Here is an 18,332-nt window from a genome sequence, read left to right on the forward strand (position 1 = left end):
ATCAGACGCCGATGTCGCAGCCGTCCTTGCGCCACACGGCGACGACGGCCGGGCGCACGATCTTGCCGGGTCCGTCGGGCCAGACGCTCGCCGGGCTCTCGACGGTCGCGCCGGCGATCTCGCCCGGGTGCTGCACGGCCACCAGCACACGCCGGTCCTGCACGAGCGGACCGCAGGTCTCGGCGCCGTTCGGCACGGTCAGGAACTGCTTGAGCTCACCGCGCCGCGGACCCTTGGTCGCCACGCCGAACAGCCCGTCGTGCGAGCCGAGTTGGGCGCCGTCGGTGGAGATCCACAGGTTGCCGTGCGGGTCGAAGGCCACGTTGTCCGGGCAGGAGATCGGGCTGACGTCGTCCTTCGGGAACCCGGCGAAGTAGGTGGCGGGATCCTTCGGGTCACCGGCGACGAGGAACAGCGTCCAGGCGAACTTCGTGCTGTCGGCCCGGTTGTGACGCTCGGTCAGCTCCAGAATGTGCCCGTGCTTGTTGGCGTTGCGCGGGTTGGCCTCGTCGACGGGGGCGTTCGCACCGACACCGCGGTTGGTGTTGTTGGTGAGGGCGACGTAGACCTTGCCGGTGTGCGGGTTGGGCTCGATGTCCTCGGGCCGGTCCATCTTGGTGGCGCCGACCTTGTCACCGGCGAGCCGGGTGAAGACGAGGACCTCCTCGACCGTCATCCCCTCGACGTGCGAGACGGCACCCTTCGCGGTGGCGGTGGCCAGCGGAATCCACTCACCGCTGCCGTCGAACTCACCGTCGGCGGGCAGCTTCCCGGTCCCGTCGATCTCGATGGCGGGGGAGTCGCCGGTGAGCTTGGCGACGTACAGGGTCCCCTCGTCGAGCAGCGTTAGGTTGTGCTCCCGCGCGGCCCGGCTGCTGCCCTTCTTCATCTTCTTGCTGCCGACGAACTTGTAGAAGTAGTCGAACCGCTCGTCGTCACCGGTGTAGACGACGGGACGACCGTCGTCGGTGAGCCGGACGGTGGCGCCCTCGTGCTTCACGCGCCCGAGGGCGGTGCGCTTGCGGGGCGTCGAGGTCGGGTCGTACGGGTCCAGCTCCACGACATACCCGAACCGGTGCGACTCGTTGGGCTCCTGGAGCACGTCGAACCGCTTGTCGAACCGTTCCCACTTGCGCTCGGTGGCCCCGGCGACGAGCCCGTACCGCTTGTCCGTCGCGCGGGCGCCGTTGGCGAAGTACTGGTTGAAGTTCTCCTCGCCGTGCAGGGTGGTGCCCCAAGGGGTGGTCCCGCCGGAGCAGTTGTTGAGCGTGCCGAGGACCTTGCGGCCGGTCGGGTCGGCGGAGGTCTTCAGCAGGTCGCTGCCGGCGGCGGGCCCGGTCACCTTGAACTCGGTGGTGACGGTGACGCGCCGGTTGAGGTGGTGCCGGGGGACGGGACGCAGGGCGCCGGTGCGCCGGTCCTCCTCCACGACCACGACACCGAGACCGTGCGCGGCCCAGGCGACCTCGACCTGGTTGCGGGTGGGGTTGGCGGGGTCGTACCCGCGGAACATCAACACCTCGTCGGTGTATTCGTGGTTGGCGACGAGCAGCTGCCGCCGGTGCTCACCCGGAACGGGCAGCAGGGCGAGGAAGTCATTGTTGTACCCGAACTGCCCGGCCTGGGCGGCGGCCGTCTGGTTCTCCGGGTCGAAGGCGGGGGCACCGCGCAGGATGGGCTCGCCCCAGCGGATGACGACGTTCTGCGCGTACCCGTCGGGGACGACCACGGCGTCGGCGGTGTTGGGGGCGACGGCGCCGAACCGGAGTCCGCGCGCGGCTTTGCCCTGGGGTTTGTGCGTTTTGGCGGATTCCGCGGACGCCTCCTGGACCGCGGCCTCCGCGGGCCGGGCGGCCCCGACCACACCGGCCGAACCGGCAGCGGCGGCGACCGTGACGACGGCGGCGGCCCGCATCATCGAACGGCGGCCGAGGGCACCGGCGATGACGTCACCGACGTACTCGTTGGAGCTGGTGTTGGGCGCCTCGTGGAAACAGGCGTCACCACACCGGAAACGACAGGTCAGGGAGGATCGTCCTCCCGGGTGCGAGTCGGACGGCATCCCGATGATCGGCAACTGCTTGCGCACTTTACTCTCCCCTTGCATGCCCTTGGTTTGAGCGTGACGCTAGGGGCACGCATGTGCGGGAGCGCTGACGCGGGTTGAACGAAAGGTGAACCCCGGTTGGCCGCGGGGCTGTTGACACAGGGCCCGCTACTGTCTCCCGCCCCTGCCCAAGATCGCCGCCCGGGGCCGCTAACCTTACGTGTCCGTCCTGGCCAGGGATTGACGGGCTTCAACTCACGCGAAGGGTTGCGCACATGGGCATTCTCACTCTCCTGCGGAACGCGTTCGGCAGGTCACGCAAGGGGCGTGCCGCCGAAGCAGAGGGTGCGGACCGAACCCCTTCGCAGCGGACGGAGGAGACGCCGGTCACACCGACCGAGCCGTCCCCCGCTCCGCAGCCGACGGTCCCCGCACAGTCACAGCCACAGTCCTCGTCCGACTCCGACGAGCACGATCTGGTGGCGGCCGCCTTCGACAAGGTCGCGGTCCCGAAGCCGGCTTCACCGGTGGAGGGCGAGCGGCTCGTCGAGGAACAGGTCTCCGGACAGGAGACGACCACTGCGGAGCCGGTGACCGAGACTCCGGTGACGGAGGAGCCGACGCCGGAGCCGGAACCGCTGGTGGCGGAACCGGTCGTGGTCGTCGTGCCTGCCGAGACGGTGATCGTGGAAGAGGAAGAAGAGGTCACCGCCGAGGAGCCGGTCACCGCGGTGGCGGAGCCGGTGGTCGTGCTTGCCGAGACGCCGGTAACGGAAGAGGAAGAGGTCATCGCCGAGGCGGTGATCGTGCTGGTGCCGACTGAAGAGGAGCCCGCGGCCGAGACGCCGGAACCGGAATCGACCCCTGAACCGGTAGCGACGACGAACGACGAACCGGAAGCAGCCGCGGTCACCGACCCGCCCGCTACCGCCACTCCCGAGCCCGTCACCCCTGAACCCGCCGCTGCCACCCCCGAACCAGCGGTCACCACCCCCGAACCCGCGGCCGCCGATGTCGAGGAAGCCCCACAGGGGCCACCCGCACCCGACAACGAAAGCAGCACGGGTGGTGCGGGTGGGAACATCATCGAGGCCGAAGGCGCAGCCGAGGCCGAGGTCCCCGCCCCCACAGACCCCGCAGGGACCGCCCTCGCCAAGGCCAACCTCACCGGCACCCAGGCAAAGCTCTACCTCGTCCTGGACCGCTCCGCGAGCATGCGCCCGTACTACAAGGACGGTTCCGCCCAGGCCCTCGCCGACCAGACCCTCGCCCTGGCGACCCACCTGGACCCGGCGGAAACCCCCACCGTCCACGTCGTCTTCTTCTCCACGGAAGTGGACGGCACCACAGACCTCACCCCCGCCTCCCCCGAGAACGCGATCGACGACGCCCACGCCGGCCTCGGCCGCATGGGCCGCACCAGCTACCACGCCGCCGTCGAAGCCGTACTCGCGCACTACGACAAGAACGCCACCCCCGGCACCCCCGCCCTGGTCGTCTTCCAGACGGACGGCGCCCCGGACGCGAAGACCCCGGCCACCCAGTCCCTCACGGACGCGGCCAAGTCGCACGCCTCCGTGTTCTTCTCGTTCGTCGCGTTCGGCGACCACGACAACAAGGCCTTCGACTACCTCCGCAAACTGAAGACCGCCAACACGGCCTTCTTCCACGCGGGCCCGACCCCCCTGGAACTCACGGACGCGGAACTCTACGACGGCGTCCTGATCGACTGGCGCCCGTAAGTCCGTACTCCACCCGTCCCACCCCGTGCCGTCCGCTTCCCACCCAATAAAACGGGAGGCGGACGGCATACACATGTCGGCTACGATTTCAAGGTTCACACCTGCAGAACCGCTTGCAGAAACCGCGACCTGGGAGCAGCCCCCGATGGCTCGACACCTCATCACCAGCGCCCTTCCGTACATCAACGGGATCAAGCACCTGGGCAACATGGTGGGGTCCATGCTCCCGGCGGACGCCTACTCGCGTTACCTGCGCCAGCGCGGTCACGACGTGCTGTACATCTGCGCGACGGACGAGCACGGCACGCCGGCGGAGTTGGCCGCGAAGGAGCAGGGCATCCCCGTAGCGGAGTTCTGTGCGCAGGCGCACGACGCGCAGAAGGCGGTCTATGACGGCTTCGCGCTGGACTTCGACTACTTCGGCCGCAGCTCCTCCCCGCAGAACCGGGAGATCACGCAGCACTTCGCCCGCCGTCTGAACGAGAACGGGTTCATCGAAGAGCGCGCGATCCGCCAGGTGTACTCGCCCGCCGACGGCCGTTTCCTCCCGGACCGCTATGTCGAGGGCACCTGCCCGCACTGCGGATACGACAGGGCCCGCGGCGACCAGTGCGAGAACTGCACCCGCGTGCTCGACCCGACGGACCTGATCAACCCCCGTTCCGCGATCTCCGGCTCCACCGACCTGGAGGTCCGCGAGACCAAGCACCTCTTCCTCCTCCAGTCGAAGCTCCAGGTCGAGGTCGAGGAGTGGGTCGCGGCGCACGAGGAGGAGTGGCCGCAGCTGGCGTCCTCCATCGCCCGCAAGTGGCTCACCGAGGGCCTGCACGACCGCGCGATCACCCGCGACCTGGACTGGGGCGTCCCGGTCCCCGCCGACACCTGGCCGGAACTGGCGGCCGAGGGCAAGGTCTTCTACGTCTGGTTCGACGCCCCGATCGAGTACATCGGCGCGACGAAGGAGTGGTCGGACGAGGACCCGGAGAACAGGGACTGGAAGGCGTGGTGGTACGAGTCCGGCGCCGGCGAGAACCCCGTCCGGTACACGCAGTTCATGGCGAAGGACAACGTCCCGTTCCACACGGTGATGTTCCCGGCCACCGAGCTCGGCATCCGCGAGCCCTGGAAGATGGTCGACTACGTCAAGGCCTTCAACTGGCTGACGTACTACGGCGGGAAGTTCTCCACGAGCCAGAAGCGCGGCGTCTTCACCGACCAGGCCCTGGACATCCTCCCGGCGGACTACTGGCGCTACTTCCTGATCGCCAACGCCCCCGAGTCGGACGACTCGTCGTTTACCTGGGAGCACTTCACGGCGACGGTGAACAAGGACCTCGCCGACACCCTCGGCAACTTCGTCAACCGCGTCCTGTCGTTCTCGAAGAAGCGCTTCGGCGACGAGGTCCCGGCGGGCGGCGAGCCCGGCGAGGCCGAGACGCGGCTGGGCGAGCAGATCGCGGAACTCCTCGCGGAGTACGAGTCCCAGATGGAGGCCCTCCAGTTCCGCAAGGCCGCGGCAGCACTCCGCGCCCTGTGGTCGGCCGGCAACTCCTACCTGGAGGAGAAGGCCCCCTGGCTGGAGATCAAGACCGACAAGGACGCGGCGGCCCTCACCCTGCGTACGGCGATGAACCTCATCCACCTCTACGCGGTGGTCTCCGAGCCCCTCATCCCGACCTCGTCGAAGGCCATGCGCCAGGCGTTCGCCCTCCCCGAGGACACGGCGACCTGGGTCTCCCCCGAGGAGGCGCGCACCCTCGGCTCGGTCCCCGTCGGCACCCCCTTCACCGTCCCCCCGGTCCTCTTCGCCAAGCTCACGGACGAGGACCTGGAGAACTACAAGGAGCGCTTCGGCGGCGAGCCCGCGTAAGGACGTAGCGCCGTAGCGGCGCGACGCATTGCGGCGTGAGGCCCCGGACCCGTGAACATCCCGGGGCCTCACGCCTGTTCTGGGAGCCGTCCCAGGAGCCGGCCCGCTCCTACGACAGCACGCCCGCCCCCGTCGTCGACCCCAGCTCCGTCAGCAGGTTCTTCGCCGACGTCTCAAGTCCCGCCGTGAGCGTCGGCGTCCAGTTCACCGACGTCTTGATCTTCTTCGACGCGGCGGCGTTGTACACGGCGACCAGGTTCGTCGCCGTGCCGTTGACGAGATTCCCGGAGCCCGCGATCGAGCCGGTGCCGTCGCCGCTGAGGAGCTTCGCGGTCTTGCCGCCGGCCGGCACCTTCCAGTAGTTGTTCTGGGCCACGACCTGCGCCTTGGCGCGGGAGTTGATGCTGTACTGCGGCGCGTAGCCGTTCAGCGCGGTCGTGTCGTAGACGTTGTTGTAGAGGTGGATCTGGCCGAGGCGGGCCAGCGGGGCGCGCTGGACTATGCCCTTCCACACGTTGTGGTGGATGGAGACGCGCAGCTTGCCGGTGCTGTCGGTGTCGCTGGAGCCGATCAGCATCGTCTTGTCGTGGTTGGTGAACTGGTTGCGCTCGACGGTGACGAGGTCGGAGCCCTTGGTGATGTCCAGGGCGCCGTCGTGGATCTGGTACTCGCGGCCGTAGTACGTGGGGTTGGCGCTGTCGAAGTGGGCCGCGTCGGTGAACGTGTTGTGGTCCGCCCAGACATGGGTCGCCCCGCGCAGGGTGACGGAGTCGTACGCCGAGTTCCAGTTGCCGTCGTCGCCGTCCGACGGGTCCCACTGCGGGAAGCAGTCCTCGGTCGCGGCGAAGGTGAGATTGCGGACGATGACGTTGTCGACGTTCTGGATCTGGAGCATGCCGCCGGTGATGCCGGCCTTGGTACCGGGGACACCGACGATCGTCGTGTTCGCCGGCACCTTGAGGACGACGTTCTTGGCCTGCTTGTCCTGGGCCGCGGCCCGCGCCTTCTCCTGCGTGCCGGAGGGCAGCTTGGAGCGGCCGTAGGTCGCGGGGTCGTACGCCTTCAGGTACGCGGTCAGCGAATAGCCGGTGCCCGACGCGTAGTCGGCGCAGGTCAGCTTCTTGCCGGCGGCGTCGGTGTCGGCGTCGATCGTGCCCTTGACCTTGATGATCCGCGGTGTCGTGTCGGAGGCCGAGCCGAGCGCCTTCACCAGCTGCGCGCGGGTGGAGACGGTGAAGGTGTGCGCCGCGTCCGCCTTCGTACCGCCGGTCGTGCCGGTCCCGGACGCCGCCCAGCCGTCCTTGGCGGCGAGCGTCTGGTGGTAGAGGTCGGCGGTCGTGCCCGCGTTCGCGTTCAGTACGACGACACCGGCGCCGGCGGCGGCGACCACGGCCGCGGCGCAGACGACGGCGGTGCGGCGCGCGCGGAGGGACCGGCGATGGGAGGCAGAGGCCACGGATGAGTCCTTACCTGGTGCGAAGACAGACGTCCTGTGCGTGAAGCTCCCGTGGAGGGACCTTCCGACTCATCAGTGGTCACGCGCGCAAGAAAGGTTGCCGATTGTCACAGCAACCGATCTCTTACGCTCCCTTCACTCCACATTTACCTCGCTATAGGGTTCCGTTCGTGAAACGCATCCTGATCCGCTCCGGCAGGAGCCCCTTCCGTGTCGCCACCCCGGCGGAGTTCATCCAGCAGGACCTGATCGGGACGAACACGGGCAATCTCATCTTCAGCGACTCCGCGCACAAGATGCTGACGACCCCGGACACCGAAGTGACGTCGAACGGCATCAGGACCGACCCCTCGGCCCGCCGCGCCGCGGAGATCAACGAGCAGTACGACGTCTTCGTCGTGCCGCTCGCCAACGCCTTCCGCCCCGCCTTCCAGGGCTCCCTCGACCGCCTGTCGACGCTGATCGAGCAGCTCACCATCCCGGTCGTGGTGTTCGGCGTCGGCGCCCAGGCCCCCGCGGACTACGACACCGAGTGGCTGCGCCCGATGGCCGACTCCGTGCGCCGCTTCGCCCGCGCCGTCCTGGACCGCTCCGCCTCCATCGGCGTCCGCGGCGAACTGACCGCCGGCTACCTGCGCGACCTCGGCTTCCACGACGTGGACATCATCGGCTGCCCGTCGATGTTCCTGTACGGCGCGGCCTTCCCCGAGATACGGGCCTCGGAGCTCACCTCCGACTCCCGTATCGCCCTGAACCTCTCGCCGGACGCGATCCCCGTCGGCGACATCGCGGGCATCGCCCGCACCGCCTGGGAGCGCTACCCCCACCTCACGTACTACGCGCAGAACACCGCCGACGCGGAACTGCTGATGTGGGGCGACACCACCCCCGAGTCCGGCCACGCGGACCCCTTCCCGCTCCAGCTCAGCCACGCCCTCCTCCAGGAGAACAAGGTCCGCATGCCGCTGGACCCGGCGACCTGGATCGACGAGCTGCGCGCGTACGACTTCGCCTACGGCACCCGCATCCACGGCAACGTCGCGGCCCTGCTGGCCGGCACCCCGAGCGTCGTCCTCACCCACGACTCGCGCACCCTCGAACTCTGCCGCTACTTCGACATCCCGCACCGCCCGCTCACCGAGCTGACCGCCGGCACCGACCCGCGGGACCTGTACGAAGAGGCCGACTTCTCCGCGATGCTCAAGGGCCACGGCGAGCGCTTCGACCGCATCACCGCCTTCCTCGACCGCAACGGCCTGGAGAACACCTACACGCACGGCGACAGCGGCGCCGCCTTCGAGGCCCGTATGGCCGGCCTCGACCTGCCCGCGTCGATGCCGGTCTGGGACGGCGGGGACGACGGCCAGCTGCGCTACCGCATGAGCAGCCTGCGCGAGCGCATCACCGCGGCCGACACCAGGGCCGGGGAGCGGGCCGCAAAACAGGCCAGGGAGAACAAGGAACTACGGGGTAAGCTGGCCGCGGCCGAGCGGCGGGCGAGCGAGACAGCACGCCAACTCGACGCCGTACGCAAGGAGTTGGCGGCCGCGGCGAAGCGGCTGTCCGCGGTGGAGCGTCGGGTGACCGGCATCGACAAGCGGCTCCTGGTACGGCTCGGGCCGGCCCTGCGCCGCCGCGCCCGCAGAGGGCCGGCCGCGAGGACACCTGCCAACAGCGACTGACGCGAGGCGTCGACGGGGGATACACGGACATGCGCAGATGGAGGGTGGCCGCGTTCGTGGCCGCCGGTCTGATCGGGGGCGCCCTGGTGCCCGCCGCACCCGCGTCCGCCGTGCACGGCGCGGTGCCCGGCGACTTCAACGGCGACGGCTACCGCGACGTCGTCCTGCCCGCGCCGGGCGCGAACGTCTCCGGCAAGGAGGCGGCCGGCGCGGTCGTCGTGCTCTACGGCTCGAAGACCGGCCTGGCCGCCGCGCGCCGCAAGACGCTCACCCAGAACACCGCCGGGATACCGGGCACGGCCGAGGCGTACGACCGTTTCGGCGCCGCCACCGCCACGACCGACCTCAACCGCGACGGCTACGCCGACCTGGTCGTCACCTCGCCCTACGAGGACACCACCAAGGGCACCGACGCCGGCACGGTGACGGTCCTGTGGGGGAGCAAGAGCGGCCTGACGAGCGGCACCGACCTGCCGACCCCGGCCAAGGCCGCCGACGATCCGACGTACTACGGACTCGACGTCGCCGCCCAGAGCACCGGAGCCGGCGCCAAGACCCGGATCGCGGTCTCCGGCTACGACGGAACCGTCTTCTTCAGCGGACCGTTCAGCCGCACGGGCACCTACGGCTCCGTCACCTACAACCGCGAGACCCCGTCCACGGAGTCCGTCGCGCTCGGCGACTTCTCCGGCGCCGGCACCCCCGCCCCGGTCGTCGTCACCACCCGGCTCAGCGACCTGAGCGGCGGCGAGGTGTACACCGACCCGTCGTACGGCAACCAGCTCCAGGGCAACGGCCTCATCGCCGCCACCGGCGACCTCAACGGCGACGGCTGCGCGGACCTCGTGGTCGGCGACCCCGACGAACCGGCCAAGGCGGGCGTCGACGGCGCGCTCGGCGGCCGGATCCTCGTCTGGTACGGGTCCAAGCAGGGCATCGCGACGAGCGCCAAGCCCGTGCAGATCACCCAGAACACCGCCGGGGTCCCCGGCGCGAGCGAGAAGGAGGACGCCTTCGGCGGCTCCCTCGCGGTGGCCGACCTCAACCGCGACGGCCTCGCCGACATCGTGGTCGGCTCCCCCTACGAGGACCTCGCGCACCCCCGTGCGGGCCAGGTGACGATCATCCCGGGCCGCACCTCGGGCGCCCTCGGCACCGGCTCGTACTCCTTCTCCCAGGACACACCGTCGGTCCCGGACACCTCCGAGACCGACGATTTCTTCGGTACGACGGTCTCGGTGGGGGACATCAACAAGGACGGCAAGCCGGAGCTGTTCGTCGGCGCGGCCGGCGAGAACAACTTCACCGGCGCCGTCTGGGTGTTCCCCGGCGCCAGTGCCCGTCCGACGGCCACGGGCAGCCGCGTGTTCACGGCGAAGGCGGTCGGTCTCGGCCAGCAGAACGGCACGCTCCTGGGCGGCAACGGACTGCTCTGGATCATCTGAACCGTCCGAACGGCCGCAGGGCGCCCGGGACTTCACCTCCGAAGTCCCGGGCGCCCCTCGTATGTCGGCCCTCGCCTGCCGGCCCTCGTGTCTCAGCCGTCGTGCGTCTCGTCCGTGGCCACTTCCAGGGTCAGGCGGCCGTGGACGCCCCTGGCGAAGTGCCTGCGGTCGTACTTGAGGTACAGCAGGCCGCCCGCGTGCCCGTTGTCCGGGTAGATGGAGTCCTCGTCCAGCGTGACGCGCGTAGTGGTGTTGCTCGCGTACGGCTCCACCTCGGCCGACAGCAGCACCGACTTCTCGTCGAAGAACAGCTGCCCGGTGTGGCAGGCGTGCCCGCCCTCGTAGCCGGCGTCGGTCCAGGTGCCGTCCACGTGGACCTTGACGTGGATGTGGACGCAACGGCCCTGGTACCAGCCGGGGAAGACGGTCCGGAAGGTGACCTCGCCGTGCCGGTCGGTGCGCCAGGTGCCGCGCAGATAGCGCTCGTCGTCGGTCGGCTCCTGGTGGCCGCCGCCACCGCCCGGGGGAGGGCCGGTGGGCGTGTCCGTCGGGGTGCCGGTGGGGGTGTCGGTGGGCGGGGGACCCGTCGGGCCGCCGCCCCCGCCGCCGCTGCCCATGTCCTCGTAGCCGGAGTACACGCCGGTGGCGTTGCAGTGCCAGATGTCCACGGCCGCGTTCCGGACCGGCTTGCACGTCTCCGCGTCGATCACCTTGAGCTGGAGGGCGAGCGGGACGCCCTCCTGGTCCTCGGTGACATCACGGCGGATCTTGTCCGCGTCGATGTAGTACGGCCCCTCGACCAGCTCGGAGGTCAGCGCGTAGCAGGTCTCCTCCGGGGCGCCCGGCTTCGGGGCGGCCTGTTTCGGGCCACCCTCCTGGGCGGATGCGCCGGTGGCCAGGGCGGTGCCCACACCGGCCGCGGTCACCGCGATGCCACCGGCGGCTAATACCGTCCGGCGGGCCAACGTCCCTCTGTCTTCGGGTGTTTGAGTGTCCGTCATGGTCAGGGACGGTAGGTGGGAGCTACTCGGCAGGAACATCTGAAAGAGCTGTGAATCGTGGTGCCCAGCCGAAAGGGCTCGAAACCGACGCCGGTTTCGAGCCCTTCGGTACCGCTCAGAGTGCTTGTGTCACTCCCGCTCAGCCTGCTCGCGTCACTTCGCCTGCGGCTTGCGCACCTGGAGGTGCAGCTCCTTCAGGCGGGCCTCCTCCAGCTCCGTCGGCGCGCCCATCATCAGGTCCTGGGCGTTGCCGTTGAGCGGGAAGGAGATGGTCTCGCGGATGTTCGGCTCGTCGGCCAGCAGCATCACGATGCGGTCGACGCCGGGGGCGATGCCGCCGTGCGGCGGGGCGCCGAAGCGGAACGCGCGCAGCATGCCGGCGAACTTGTCCTCGACGGTGTCACGGTCGTAGCCCGCGATCTCGAACGCCTTGAGCATGATGTCCGGCTCGTGGTTCCGGATCGCGCCGGAGGACAGCTCGACGCCGTTGCAGACGATGTCGTACTGCCAGCCCAGGATGTCCAGCGGGTCCTGGGTCTCCAGGGCCTCAAGTCCGCCCTGCGGCATGGAGAACGGGTTGTGCGAGAAGTCGATCGCGCCGGTCTCCTCGTCCTTCTCGTACATCGGGAAGTCGACGATCCAGCAGAAGCGGAAGACGTTCTCCTCGAAGTGACCGGCGCGCTTGGCGGCCTCGACGCGGACCGCGCCCATGATCTTGGAGACCTCTTCGAACTCGCCCGCGCCGAAGAAGACGGCGTGCCCGGCGGCCAGCGACAGGCGCTTGGTCAGCTCGGCGACGTTGTCCTCGGTGAGGAACTTCGCGATCGGGCCGGTCAGCGAACCGTCCTCGGTCACGCGCACCCAGGCCAGGCCCTTCGCGCCGAGCGTGACCGCGAAGTCGCCGAGCTGGTCGAAGAACTTGCGGGGCTGCGCCGAGACGTCCGGCACCGCAAGGGCGCGCACGTGCTTGCCGGCGAAGGCCTTGAACTCCGAGCCCTCGAAGATGTCGGTGATGTCGGTGAGTTCGAGCTTGGCGCGCAGGTCCGGCTTGTCGGAGCCGTACTTCAGCATCGACTCGCGGAACGGGATGCGCGGGAAGGGGGAGGTGACCTCCTGGCCGCCGCCGAACTCCGTGAACAGCTCGGTCATGAGCTGCTCGATCGGCCGGAACACGTCCTCCTGCTCGACGAAGCTCATCTCGACGTCGAGCTGGTAGAACTCGCCCGGCGAGCGGTCCGCGCGCGCGTCCTCGTCGCGGAAGCAGGGCGCGATCTGGAAGTAGCGGTCGAAGCCCGAGATCATCAGCAGCTGCTTGAACTGCTGCGGCGCCTGCGGAAGGGCGTAGAACTTGCCCGGGTTCAGGCGGGAGGGGACGACGAAGTCACGGGCGCCCTCGGGGGAGGTCGCGGACAGGATCGGCGTCGCCATCTCGTTGAAGCCGAGCGCGACCATCTTCGAGCGGATCGCGGCGATGACCGAGGAGCGCAGCATGATGTTGCGGTGCATGCGCTCGCGGCGCAGGTCCAGGAAGCGGTACTCCAGGCGCCGCTCCTCGTTGACCCCGTCCTCGGTGTTGATCGTGAAGGGCAGCGGGGCGGCCGCGCCGAGCAGCTCGACCTCGCCGACCTCGACCTCGACCTCACCGGTCGGCAGGTCCGGGTTCACGTTGTCCGTGCCGCGGGAGACCACCTTGCCGTCGACGCGGACGGTCGACTCCTTGGTGACCTTGTCCAGCGCCTCGTAGGCGGGCGTGCCGGGACGGGCGACGAGCTGCGTGATGCCGTAGTGATCGCGCAGATCGATGAAGAGGATGCCGCCCAGGTCGCGCCGATTGTGCAGCCAGCCGCTCAGCCGGACGTCGGTGCCGACGTCAGAGGCGCGGAGCTCGCCGCAGGTGTGGGACCTGTACCGATGCATCGTCGTTCATCCAGTCTTCGCGTATCGGGGTCTGTGTCACTCGGGGTGTTTCACGTGAAACACTCGGCCAAGCCTACCGGGGACCCCAAGATCGGCTCCCCACCATTTGGGCCCCGGAACACTTCTCACACCCCGATCAGTGGCACTCATCGATCACCTTTTCTTAAAGTGGGGCAATGCGCACTGGTGAGCCTCTGCCCGCCGTGGGGGAGGTTCTCGCCGCCCTCGCGACCGGCCTGTGGTCCTGGGACACCGCCACAGAGGTGGTCACGGTGGACGCCGAGGCCGCACGTCTGCTCGGGCTGCCCGTGAAGGCCGCCTCCCTCACGGAGGCCCAGATCCGGTCCCGGCTGCACCCCGTCGACTGGAACGAGATCGCCGGCATCGTCGGCCTGGCCGTCGCCGAGGGCACCCTCGCCGAGGTGCGGGTGCGGGTCATGGACGAGCACGGCCGGGTGATCAGGGTCGTGCGCTCCCGCTCCAAGCCGTCGTACGACCCCGAGCAGGAAGCGTTCCAGCTGATCGGCACGCTCCAGGAGGTCACCGAGCCGACCCCGGGCAGCCCCGCGGGGCGCAGTGCCGTCACGGGTGACTGGCGGCGCTCCCGGGAGGCGTTCCTGCTGGACGCGGGCCGTGCGCTGGCCGAGGCGCGGTCGACGGCGGAGGTGCTGCGGGTCGCGGCGGGCCTGTCGATGCCGGGCTTCTCCCCGGACGGGCTGGCGGTCTTCGAGGTCGCGGGCGACCGCCTGTCGATCATCGGCCTGCACGGGTACCAGCCCGGCGACGAGGACCCGTTCTCCCCCATGTCCCTGCAGGCGGACTATCCGGCCGCCGAGGTGATCCGCACCGGCCGCGCCGTCTACCTCTCGTCCCCCGGCGACTACAAGGCCCGCTATCCGGTCATGTGGCAGCTGATCGAGCACCTCGGCCGCGAGTCCTGGGCGTATCTGCCGCTGACGGTCGCGGGCCGCACGATGGGTGCCTGGATGGCGTCCTTCGCGTATCCCGTCGCCTTCACCCCCGACGAGCGCTCGGTCCTGACCACCATCGCCCGCATGCTCGCCCAGGCCCTCTCCCGGGCCGGCGTCGCCGAGAGCGAGCGCGCCCTGACCGACGGCCTGCAGCGCTCCATGCTGCCGACCCTGGGCCCCCGAATACCGGGCATGAACGTCGCCGCCCGCTATGTGCCCACCGGCGGCGGTCTGCAGGTCGGCGGCGACTGGTACGACATGATCCCGCTGCCCGGGAGCACCGCGGGCGGCGGGCGGATCGCCCTGGTCATCGGTGACGTCCAGGGCCACGACGTGCGGGCGGCCGGTCTGATGGGCCAGCTGCGGATCGCCCTGCGCGCCTACGCCTCCGAGGGCCACCGCCCCGACGCGGTGCTCTCCCGCGCCTCCCGTTTTCTGCACGGGATGACCTACGGCTCCCCCGAGGACGCCTCCGACCTGCGCTTCGCGACCTGCCTGTACATCGAGGCCGACCCGGCCACCGGCACCCTGGACATCGCCCGGGCCGGCCACCCGGACCCGGCGATCCGGATGGCGGACGGCACGGTGCTGGCCCGGCCGACGGCGGGCGGGCTGCCGCTGGGCATCGACCCGGACGCCGACTACCCGACCACGCGGATCACCCTGGAGCCCGGCGAGACGCTGCTGATGTGCACGGACGGGCTGATCGAGACCGGCGGCCACGACCTGGACACGGGCTGGCAGCGGATCCGTTCGATCCTCGAAGAGCACGAGGGCGATCTGGAGGAGCTGGCCGACGCCCTGGTGCAGGGCGTGCACGGGCCCTCCTCCCACCACACCACCGGCCCGCTCGCCGACCGCCGGGAGGACGACATAGCGGTGCTGCTGCTGTCCCGGCCGGGGACCGGCGACGCCAAGGACACCCCGACCGGGCTGGCGCCGACGGTCCGGCGCACCATGATGTCGGTCGCCCAGGCGGAACCGGAGCGGGTGGCGGTGGCCCGGCAGCAGCTGCGCGAGCTGCTGCACGACTGGACCTCGCAGGACCAGATCGACTCGGCGGTCCTGCTGCTGTCCGAGATGCTCACCAACGTCCTCGTGCACACCGACGCCGACGCGCTGCTGCTGGCCGAGGTGCGCGACGAGTCCGACGGGCGCCGGATGCGCATCGAGGTCACCGACACCAGCGACGACCTCCCGCACAAGCGCCGCCCCGGCGAACTGGCCTCCTCCGGCCGCGGCCTGGTCCTCATCGAACTCCTCGCCGACACCTGGGGAGTCGACCCGCGGGGCGAGGGCAAGAGCATCTGGTTCGAACTCCTCGAACCCGAACCGAAGGACACCGAGGGGTACGGGATCGAGGGCTACGGCCCCGAGGGCGCCGGCGACTCCATCGGCCCCGGCGCCTGAGGCGGCGCCCCGTAGCGCGTCCGCAGTTCGTGCAGGACCCCGAAGGCGGCCGCCGTCAGCGGTACGGCGAGCAGCATGCCGAGGATCCCGGCGACGGAGGCGCCCGCGGTGATCGCCAGCATCACCACCGCCGGGTGCATCTGCACCGTCCGGCTCTGGATCATCGGCTGCAGTACATGCCCCTCCAGGACCTGTACGGCGAGCACGACACCGAGAGCCCACAGGGCGATCACGAAGCCGCGGTCGGCGAGCGCGACCAGGACGGCGACGGCACCGGAGAGGAAGGCGCCGAGGTAGGGGATGTAGGCGCCGACGAAGACGAGCGCGCCCAGGCCGACGGCACCGGGGACGTCGAGCACGAGCAGGCCCACGGTGATGCACAGGGCGTCGATGAGCGCGATGATCGTGGTCCCCCGCATGAACCCCTCGACGGCCTCAAAGGCCCGCCGCGCCATGGCCTCGACGAGGTCGGCGGTGCCGCGCGGGGCGATGGACCGCAGGGTGCCGACGGCACGGTGGGAGTCGCGCAGGAAGAAGAAGACCAGCAGCAGGGCGAGGACGGCCATGGCGATGACCTCGCCGACCACACTGACCCCGCTGATCAGGTTGGAGGCCGCGGTGCCGCCGAACTTGGTGAGCAGTTCCTTGGCGTTGGAGGCGAGGTCGTCCAGTGAGGTCCCGGCGGCACCGAAGTGCTCGGTGAGCGAGGTCGCCGCGTCCTTGAGCGAGGCGACGATCTCGTCGCCGGTGTCGATCAGCGCGGCGACCACGATGTACACGGCCCCGCCGACCACGGCGACGACCGCGACGCAGGTGAGCCCGGCGGCCACCGACCGGTTGACCCGCGCCTCCACAAGACGCCGGTACAGCGGCCCGAGCAGCGCCGTCCCCAGCAGCGCGAGCAGCACGGGCGTGACGGCCGTCTTGAGCTCCGCGCACAACCGGATCCCCACATACCCGACCCCGGCGACAAGCAGCAGAACGGCACACCAGGCGGCGAACCGGCGAACGGCCTCGGGAAGCAACTGCACACCCCCACCCGACCACGCCCCGAACCCCACGTCCCGCCCGAACACCCCGTCCGGGTGACGACCCGTCAGCAGGTCATGCGGTTGCCGGGCATTCGGCGGCGCCCGGGCAGGCAGAAGGGCCCCGTCCGGCTGTCGTAGCCGGGCGGGGCCCCTCTCATGGAACCGGTCAGCCCTGGGGGCCGCTCTCGTTCATGCCGTGCACCGCCGGGATGGTGCCCAGGCGGCCCTTCTGGAAGTCCTCGAAGGCCTGCTGGAGCTCCGCCTGGTTGTTCATGACGAACGGGCCGTAGTGGGCCATCGGCTCACGGATCGGCTGGCCGCCGAGGAGGACGACCTCCATGTCCGGGGTGTTCGAGTCCTGCTGCTCGTCCGCGCGGACGGTCAGCGAGGAACCCGCGCCGAACACGGCGGTCTGGCCCAGGTGGATCGGCCTGCGCTCGGCGCCCACCGCACCCTTGCCGGCCAGCACGTACGCGAGACCGTTGAAGTCCTCGCGCCACGGCAGGGTCAGCTCGGCGCCCGGGGCGAGCGTCGCGTGGATCATCGTGATCGGCGTGTGCGTGATGCCGGGGCCCGCGTGACCGTCCAGCTCACCGGCGATGACCCGCAGGAGCGCGCCGCCGTCGGGGGTGGTGAGCAGCTGCACGTTGCCGCCGCGGATGTCCTGGTAGCGCGGGGCCATCATCTTGTCCTTGGCCGGGAGGTTCACCCACAGCTGCAGGCCGTGGAAGAGACCGCCGGACACGACCAGGGACTCCGGCGGCGCCTCGATGTGCAGCAGGCCCGCGCCCGCCGTCATCCACTGGGTGTCGCCGTTGGTGATGGTGCCGCCGCCACCGTTGGAGTCCTGGTGGTCGAAGACGCCGTCGATGATGTAGGTGACGGTCTCGAAACCGCGGTGGGGGTGCCAGGGAGTGCCCTTGGGCTCGCCCGGCGCGTACTCCACCTCACCCATCTGGTCCATCATGATGAACGGGTCGAGGTGGCGGTAGTGGATCCCGGCGAACGCGCGGCGCACCGGGAAGCCCTCGCCCTCGAATCCGCTCGGGGCGGTCGTGACGCCGAGCACGGGGCGTGCCACGGCATCGACCGGCGTGGTCACGCGCGGGAGCGTCAACGGGTTCTCGACGGTCACTGCAGGCATGTCGGTACCTCCTTGTGCGGCCAGTTTAGTTGAGCATTGAACTTTCTGCCACCCCTAACAGAGAAAGCCCGGAGGACATTCCCTCCGGGCTTCCAGGTCTGGGGATGCGAATCAGCCGTACATGCGGCGCATGGCGAAGTCGACCATCTGTTCGACCGCCTTCGCGTCGAAGACCATCCTGTGCTCGCCCTCCATGTCGAGGACGAAGCCGTAGCCGGTGGGCAGGAGGTCGATCACCTCGGCGCCGGTGATCACGAAGTACTTGGACTCCTTGCCCGCGTACCGCCGCAGCTCCTTGAGCGAGGTGAACATCGGGATCACCGGCTGCTGCGTGTTGTGCAGCGCGAGGAACCCGGGGTTGTCGCCCCGCGGGCAGTACACCTTCGATGTGGCGAAGACCTGCTGGAAGTCCTCGGCCGCCAACTGGCCGGTGGTGAACGCCCGCACCGCGTCCGCGAGGGACGGTGGGGACGGCTCGGGGTACAGCGGCGGCTGCTGGCCGTACCCGCCCGGCATCTGCTGCTGTCCTTGGGCGTACTGCTGCTGCTGAGCGCCCACACCCTGGTCGTAGCCGTACATGCCCCAAAGAGTACTGAGTCACAGATGACCCAATCGG

Annotated in this window: 12 protein-coding genes; 5 read left to right on the forward strand and 7 right to left on the reverse strand. The window is 69.9% G+C overall.

The genetic code is table 11. The features are described 5' to 3' along the window. Position 1: 1 nt before the first annotated feature. On the reverse strand, positions 2 to 2,089 hold the full coding sequence (locus ACWDR3_RS03520; RefSeq protein WP_450350470.1) for a PhoX family protein: 2,088 nt from the start codon (positions 2,087 to 2,089) through the stop codon (positions 2 to 4). A 233-nt stretch (positions 2,090 to 2,322) separates the two neighbouring features. Between ACWDR3_RS03520 and ACWDR3_RS03525 the strand changes: the two genes are divergently transcribed. After that, positions 2,323 to 3,789 carry a VWA domain-containing protein gene (locus ACWDR3_RS03525; RefSeq protein WP_450350472.1) on the forward strand — a complete coding sequence of 489 codons (1,467 nt, stop codon included), beginning with the start codon at positions 2,323 to 2,325 and terminating at the stop codon, positions 3,787 to 3,789. Positions 3,790 to 3,934: 145 nt separating this feature from the next. Beyond that, positions 3,935 to 5,659: a methionine--tRNA ligase gene (metG, locus tag ACWDR3_RS03530; RefSeq protein WP_450350474.1), complete on the forward strand. Its 1,725-nt coding sequence runs from the start codon at positions 3,935 to 3,937 to the stop codon at positions 5,657 to 5,659. A gap of 109 nt (positions 5,660 to 5,768) precedes the next feature. Here the strand turns inward: metG and ACWDR3_RS03535 are convergent, their stop codons facing one another. Beyond that, entirely contained in the window at positions 5,769 to 7,115 is a 1,347-nt protein-coding gene (locus ACWDR3_RS03535) for a pectate lyase family protein (protein WP_450350475.1), read from the reverse strand. A gap of 170 nt (positions 7,116 to 7,285) precedes the next feature. Between ACWDR3_RS03535 and ACWDR3_RS03540 the strand changes: the two genes are divergently transcribed. After that, the gene (locus ACWDR3_RS03540) at positions 7,286 to 8,797 is read left to right on the forward strand and encodes a polysaccharide pyruvyl transferase family protein (protein WP_450350477.1); all 1,512 of its coding nucleotides are present in this window, start codon (positions 7,286 to 7,288) and stop codon (positions 8,795 to 8,797) included. Positions 8,798 to 8,826: 29 nt separating this feature from the next. Beyond that, positions 8,827 to 10,242 carry a VCBS repeat-containing protein gene (locus ACWDR3_RS03545; protein WP_450350478.1) on the forward strand — a complete coding sequence of 472 codons (1,416 nt, stop codon included), beginning with the start codon at positions 8,827 to 8,829 and terminating at the stop codon, positions 10,240 to 10,242. Between the two features lie 92 nt (positions 10,243 to 10,334). Here ACWDR3_RS03545 and ACWDR3_RS03550 read toward each other — a convergent pair whose 3' ends face one another. Both ACWDR3_RS03550 and aspS read right to left on the reverse strand, forming a co-directional pair. After that, positions 10,335 to 11,243 (reverse strand): intradiol ring-cleavage dioxygenase, encoded by a 909-nt coding sequence (locus ACWDR3_RS03550; RefSeq protein WP_450350479.1) that lies wholly within the window; start codon positions 11,241 to 11,243, stop codon positions 10,335 to 10,337. 153 nt (positions 11,244 to 11,396) lie between these two features. Next, positions 11,397 to 13,160 carry an aspartate--tRNA ligase gene (gene aspS, locus ACWDR3_RS03555; RefSeq protein ID WP_450350480.1) on the reverse strand — a complete coding sequence of 588 codons (1,764 nt, stop codon included), beginning with the start codon at positions 13,158 to 13,160 and terminating at the stop codon, positions 11,397 to 11,399. A 176-nt stretch (positions 13,161 to 13,336) separates the two neighbouring features. Here aspS and ACWDR3_RS03560 point away from each other — a divergent pair, with 176 nt between their 5' ends. Beyond that, on the forward strand, positions 13,337 to 15,541 hold the full coding sequence (locus ACWDR3_RS03560; protein WP_450350482.1) for a SpoIIE family protein phosphatase: 2,205 nt from the start codon (positions 13,337 to 13,339) through the stop codon (positions 15,539 to 15,541). Here the strand turns inward: ACWDR3_RS03560 and ACWDR3_RS03565 are convergent. From ACWDR3_RS03565 to ACWDR3_RS03575, 3 genes are all read right to left on the reverse strand, one after another. After that, complete coding sequence (locus ACWDR3_RS03565; protein WP_450350484.1) at positions 15,496 to 16,572, reverse strand: AI-2E family transporter; 1,077 nt, start codon at positions 16,570 to 16,572, stop codon at positions 15,496 to 15,498. The two genes, ACWDR3_RS03560 and ACWDR3_RS03565, sit on opposite strands and share 46 nt — an antisense overlap. A gap of 166 nt (positions 16,573 to 16,738) precedes the next feature. After that, positions 16,739 to 17,716 carry a pirin family protein gene (locus tag ACWDR3_RS03570; RefSeq protein ID WP_401720439.1) on the reverse strand — a complete coding sequence of 326 codons (978 nt, stop codon included), beginning with the start codon at positions 17,714 to 17,716 and terminating at the stop codon, positions 16,739 to 16,741. A 111-nt stretch (positions 17,717 to 17,827) separates the two neighbouring features. After that, a complete protein-coding gene (locus ACWDR3_RS03575; protein ID WP_123998889.1) occupies positions 17,828 to 18,295 on the reverse strand; it encodes an SseB family protein in 468 nt (155 codons plus the stop codon). Between the last annotated feature and the right edge of the window lie 37 nt (positions 18,296 to 18,332).

This window comes from Streptomyces sp. NPDC001002, from assembly GCF_053599215.1.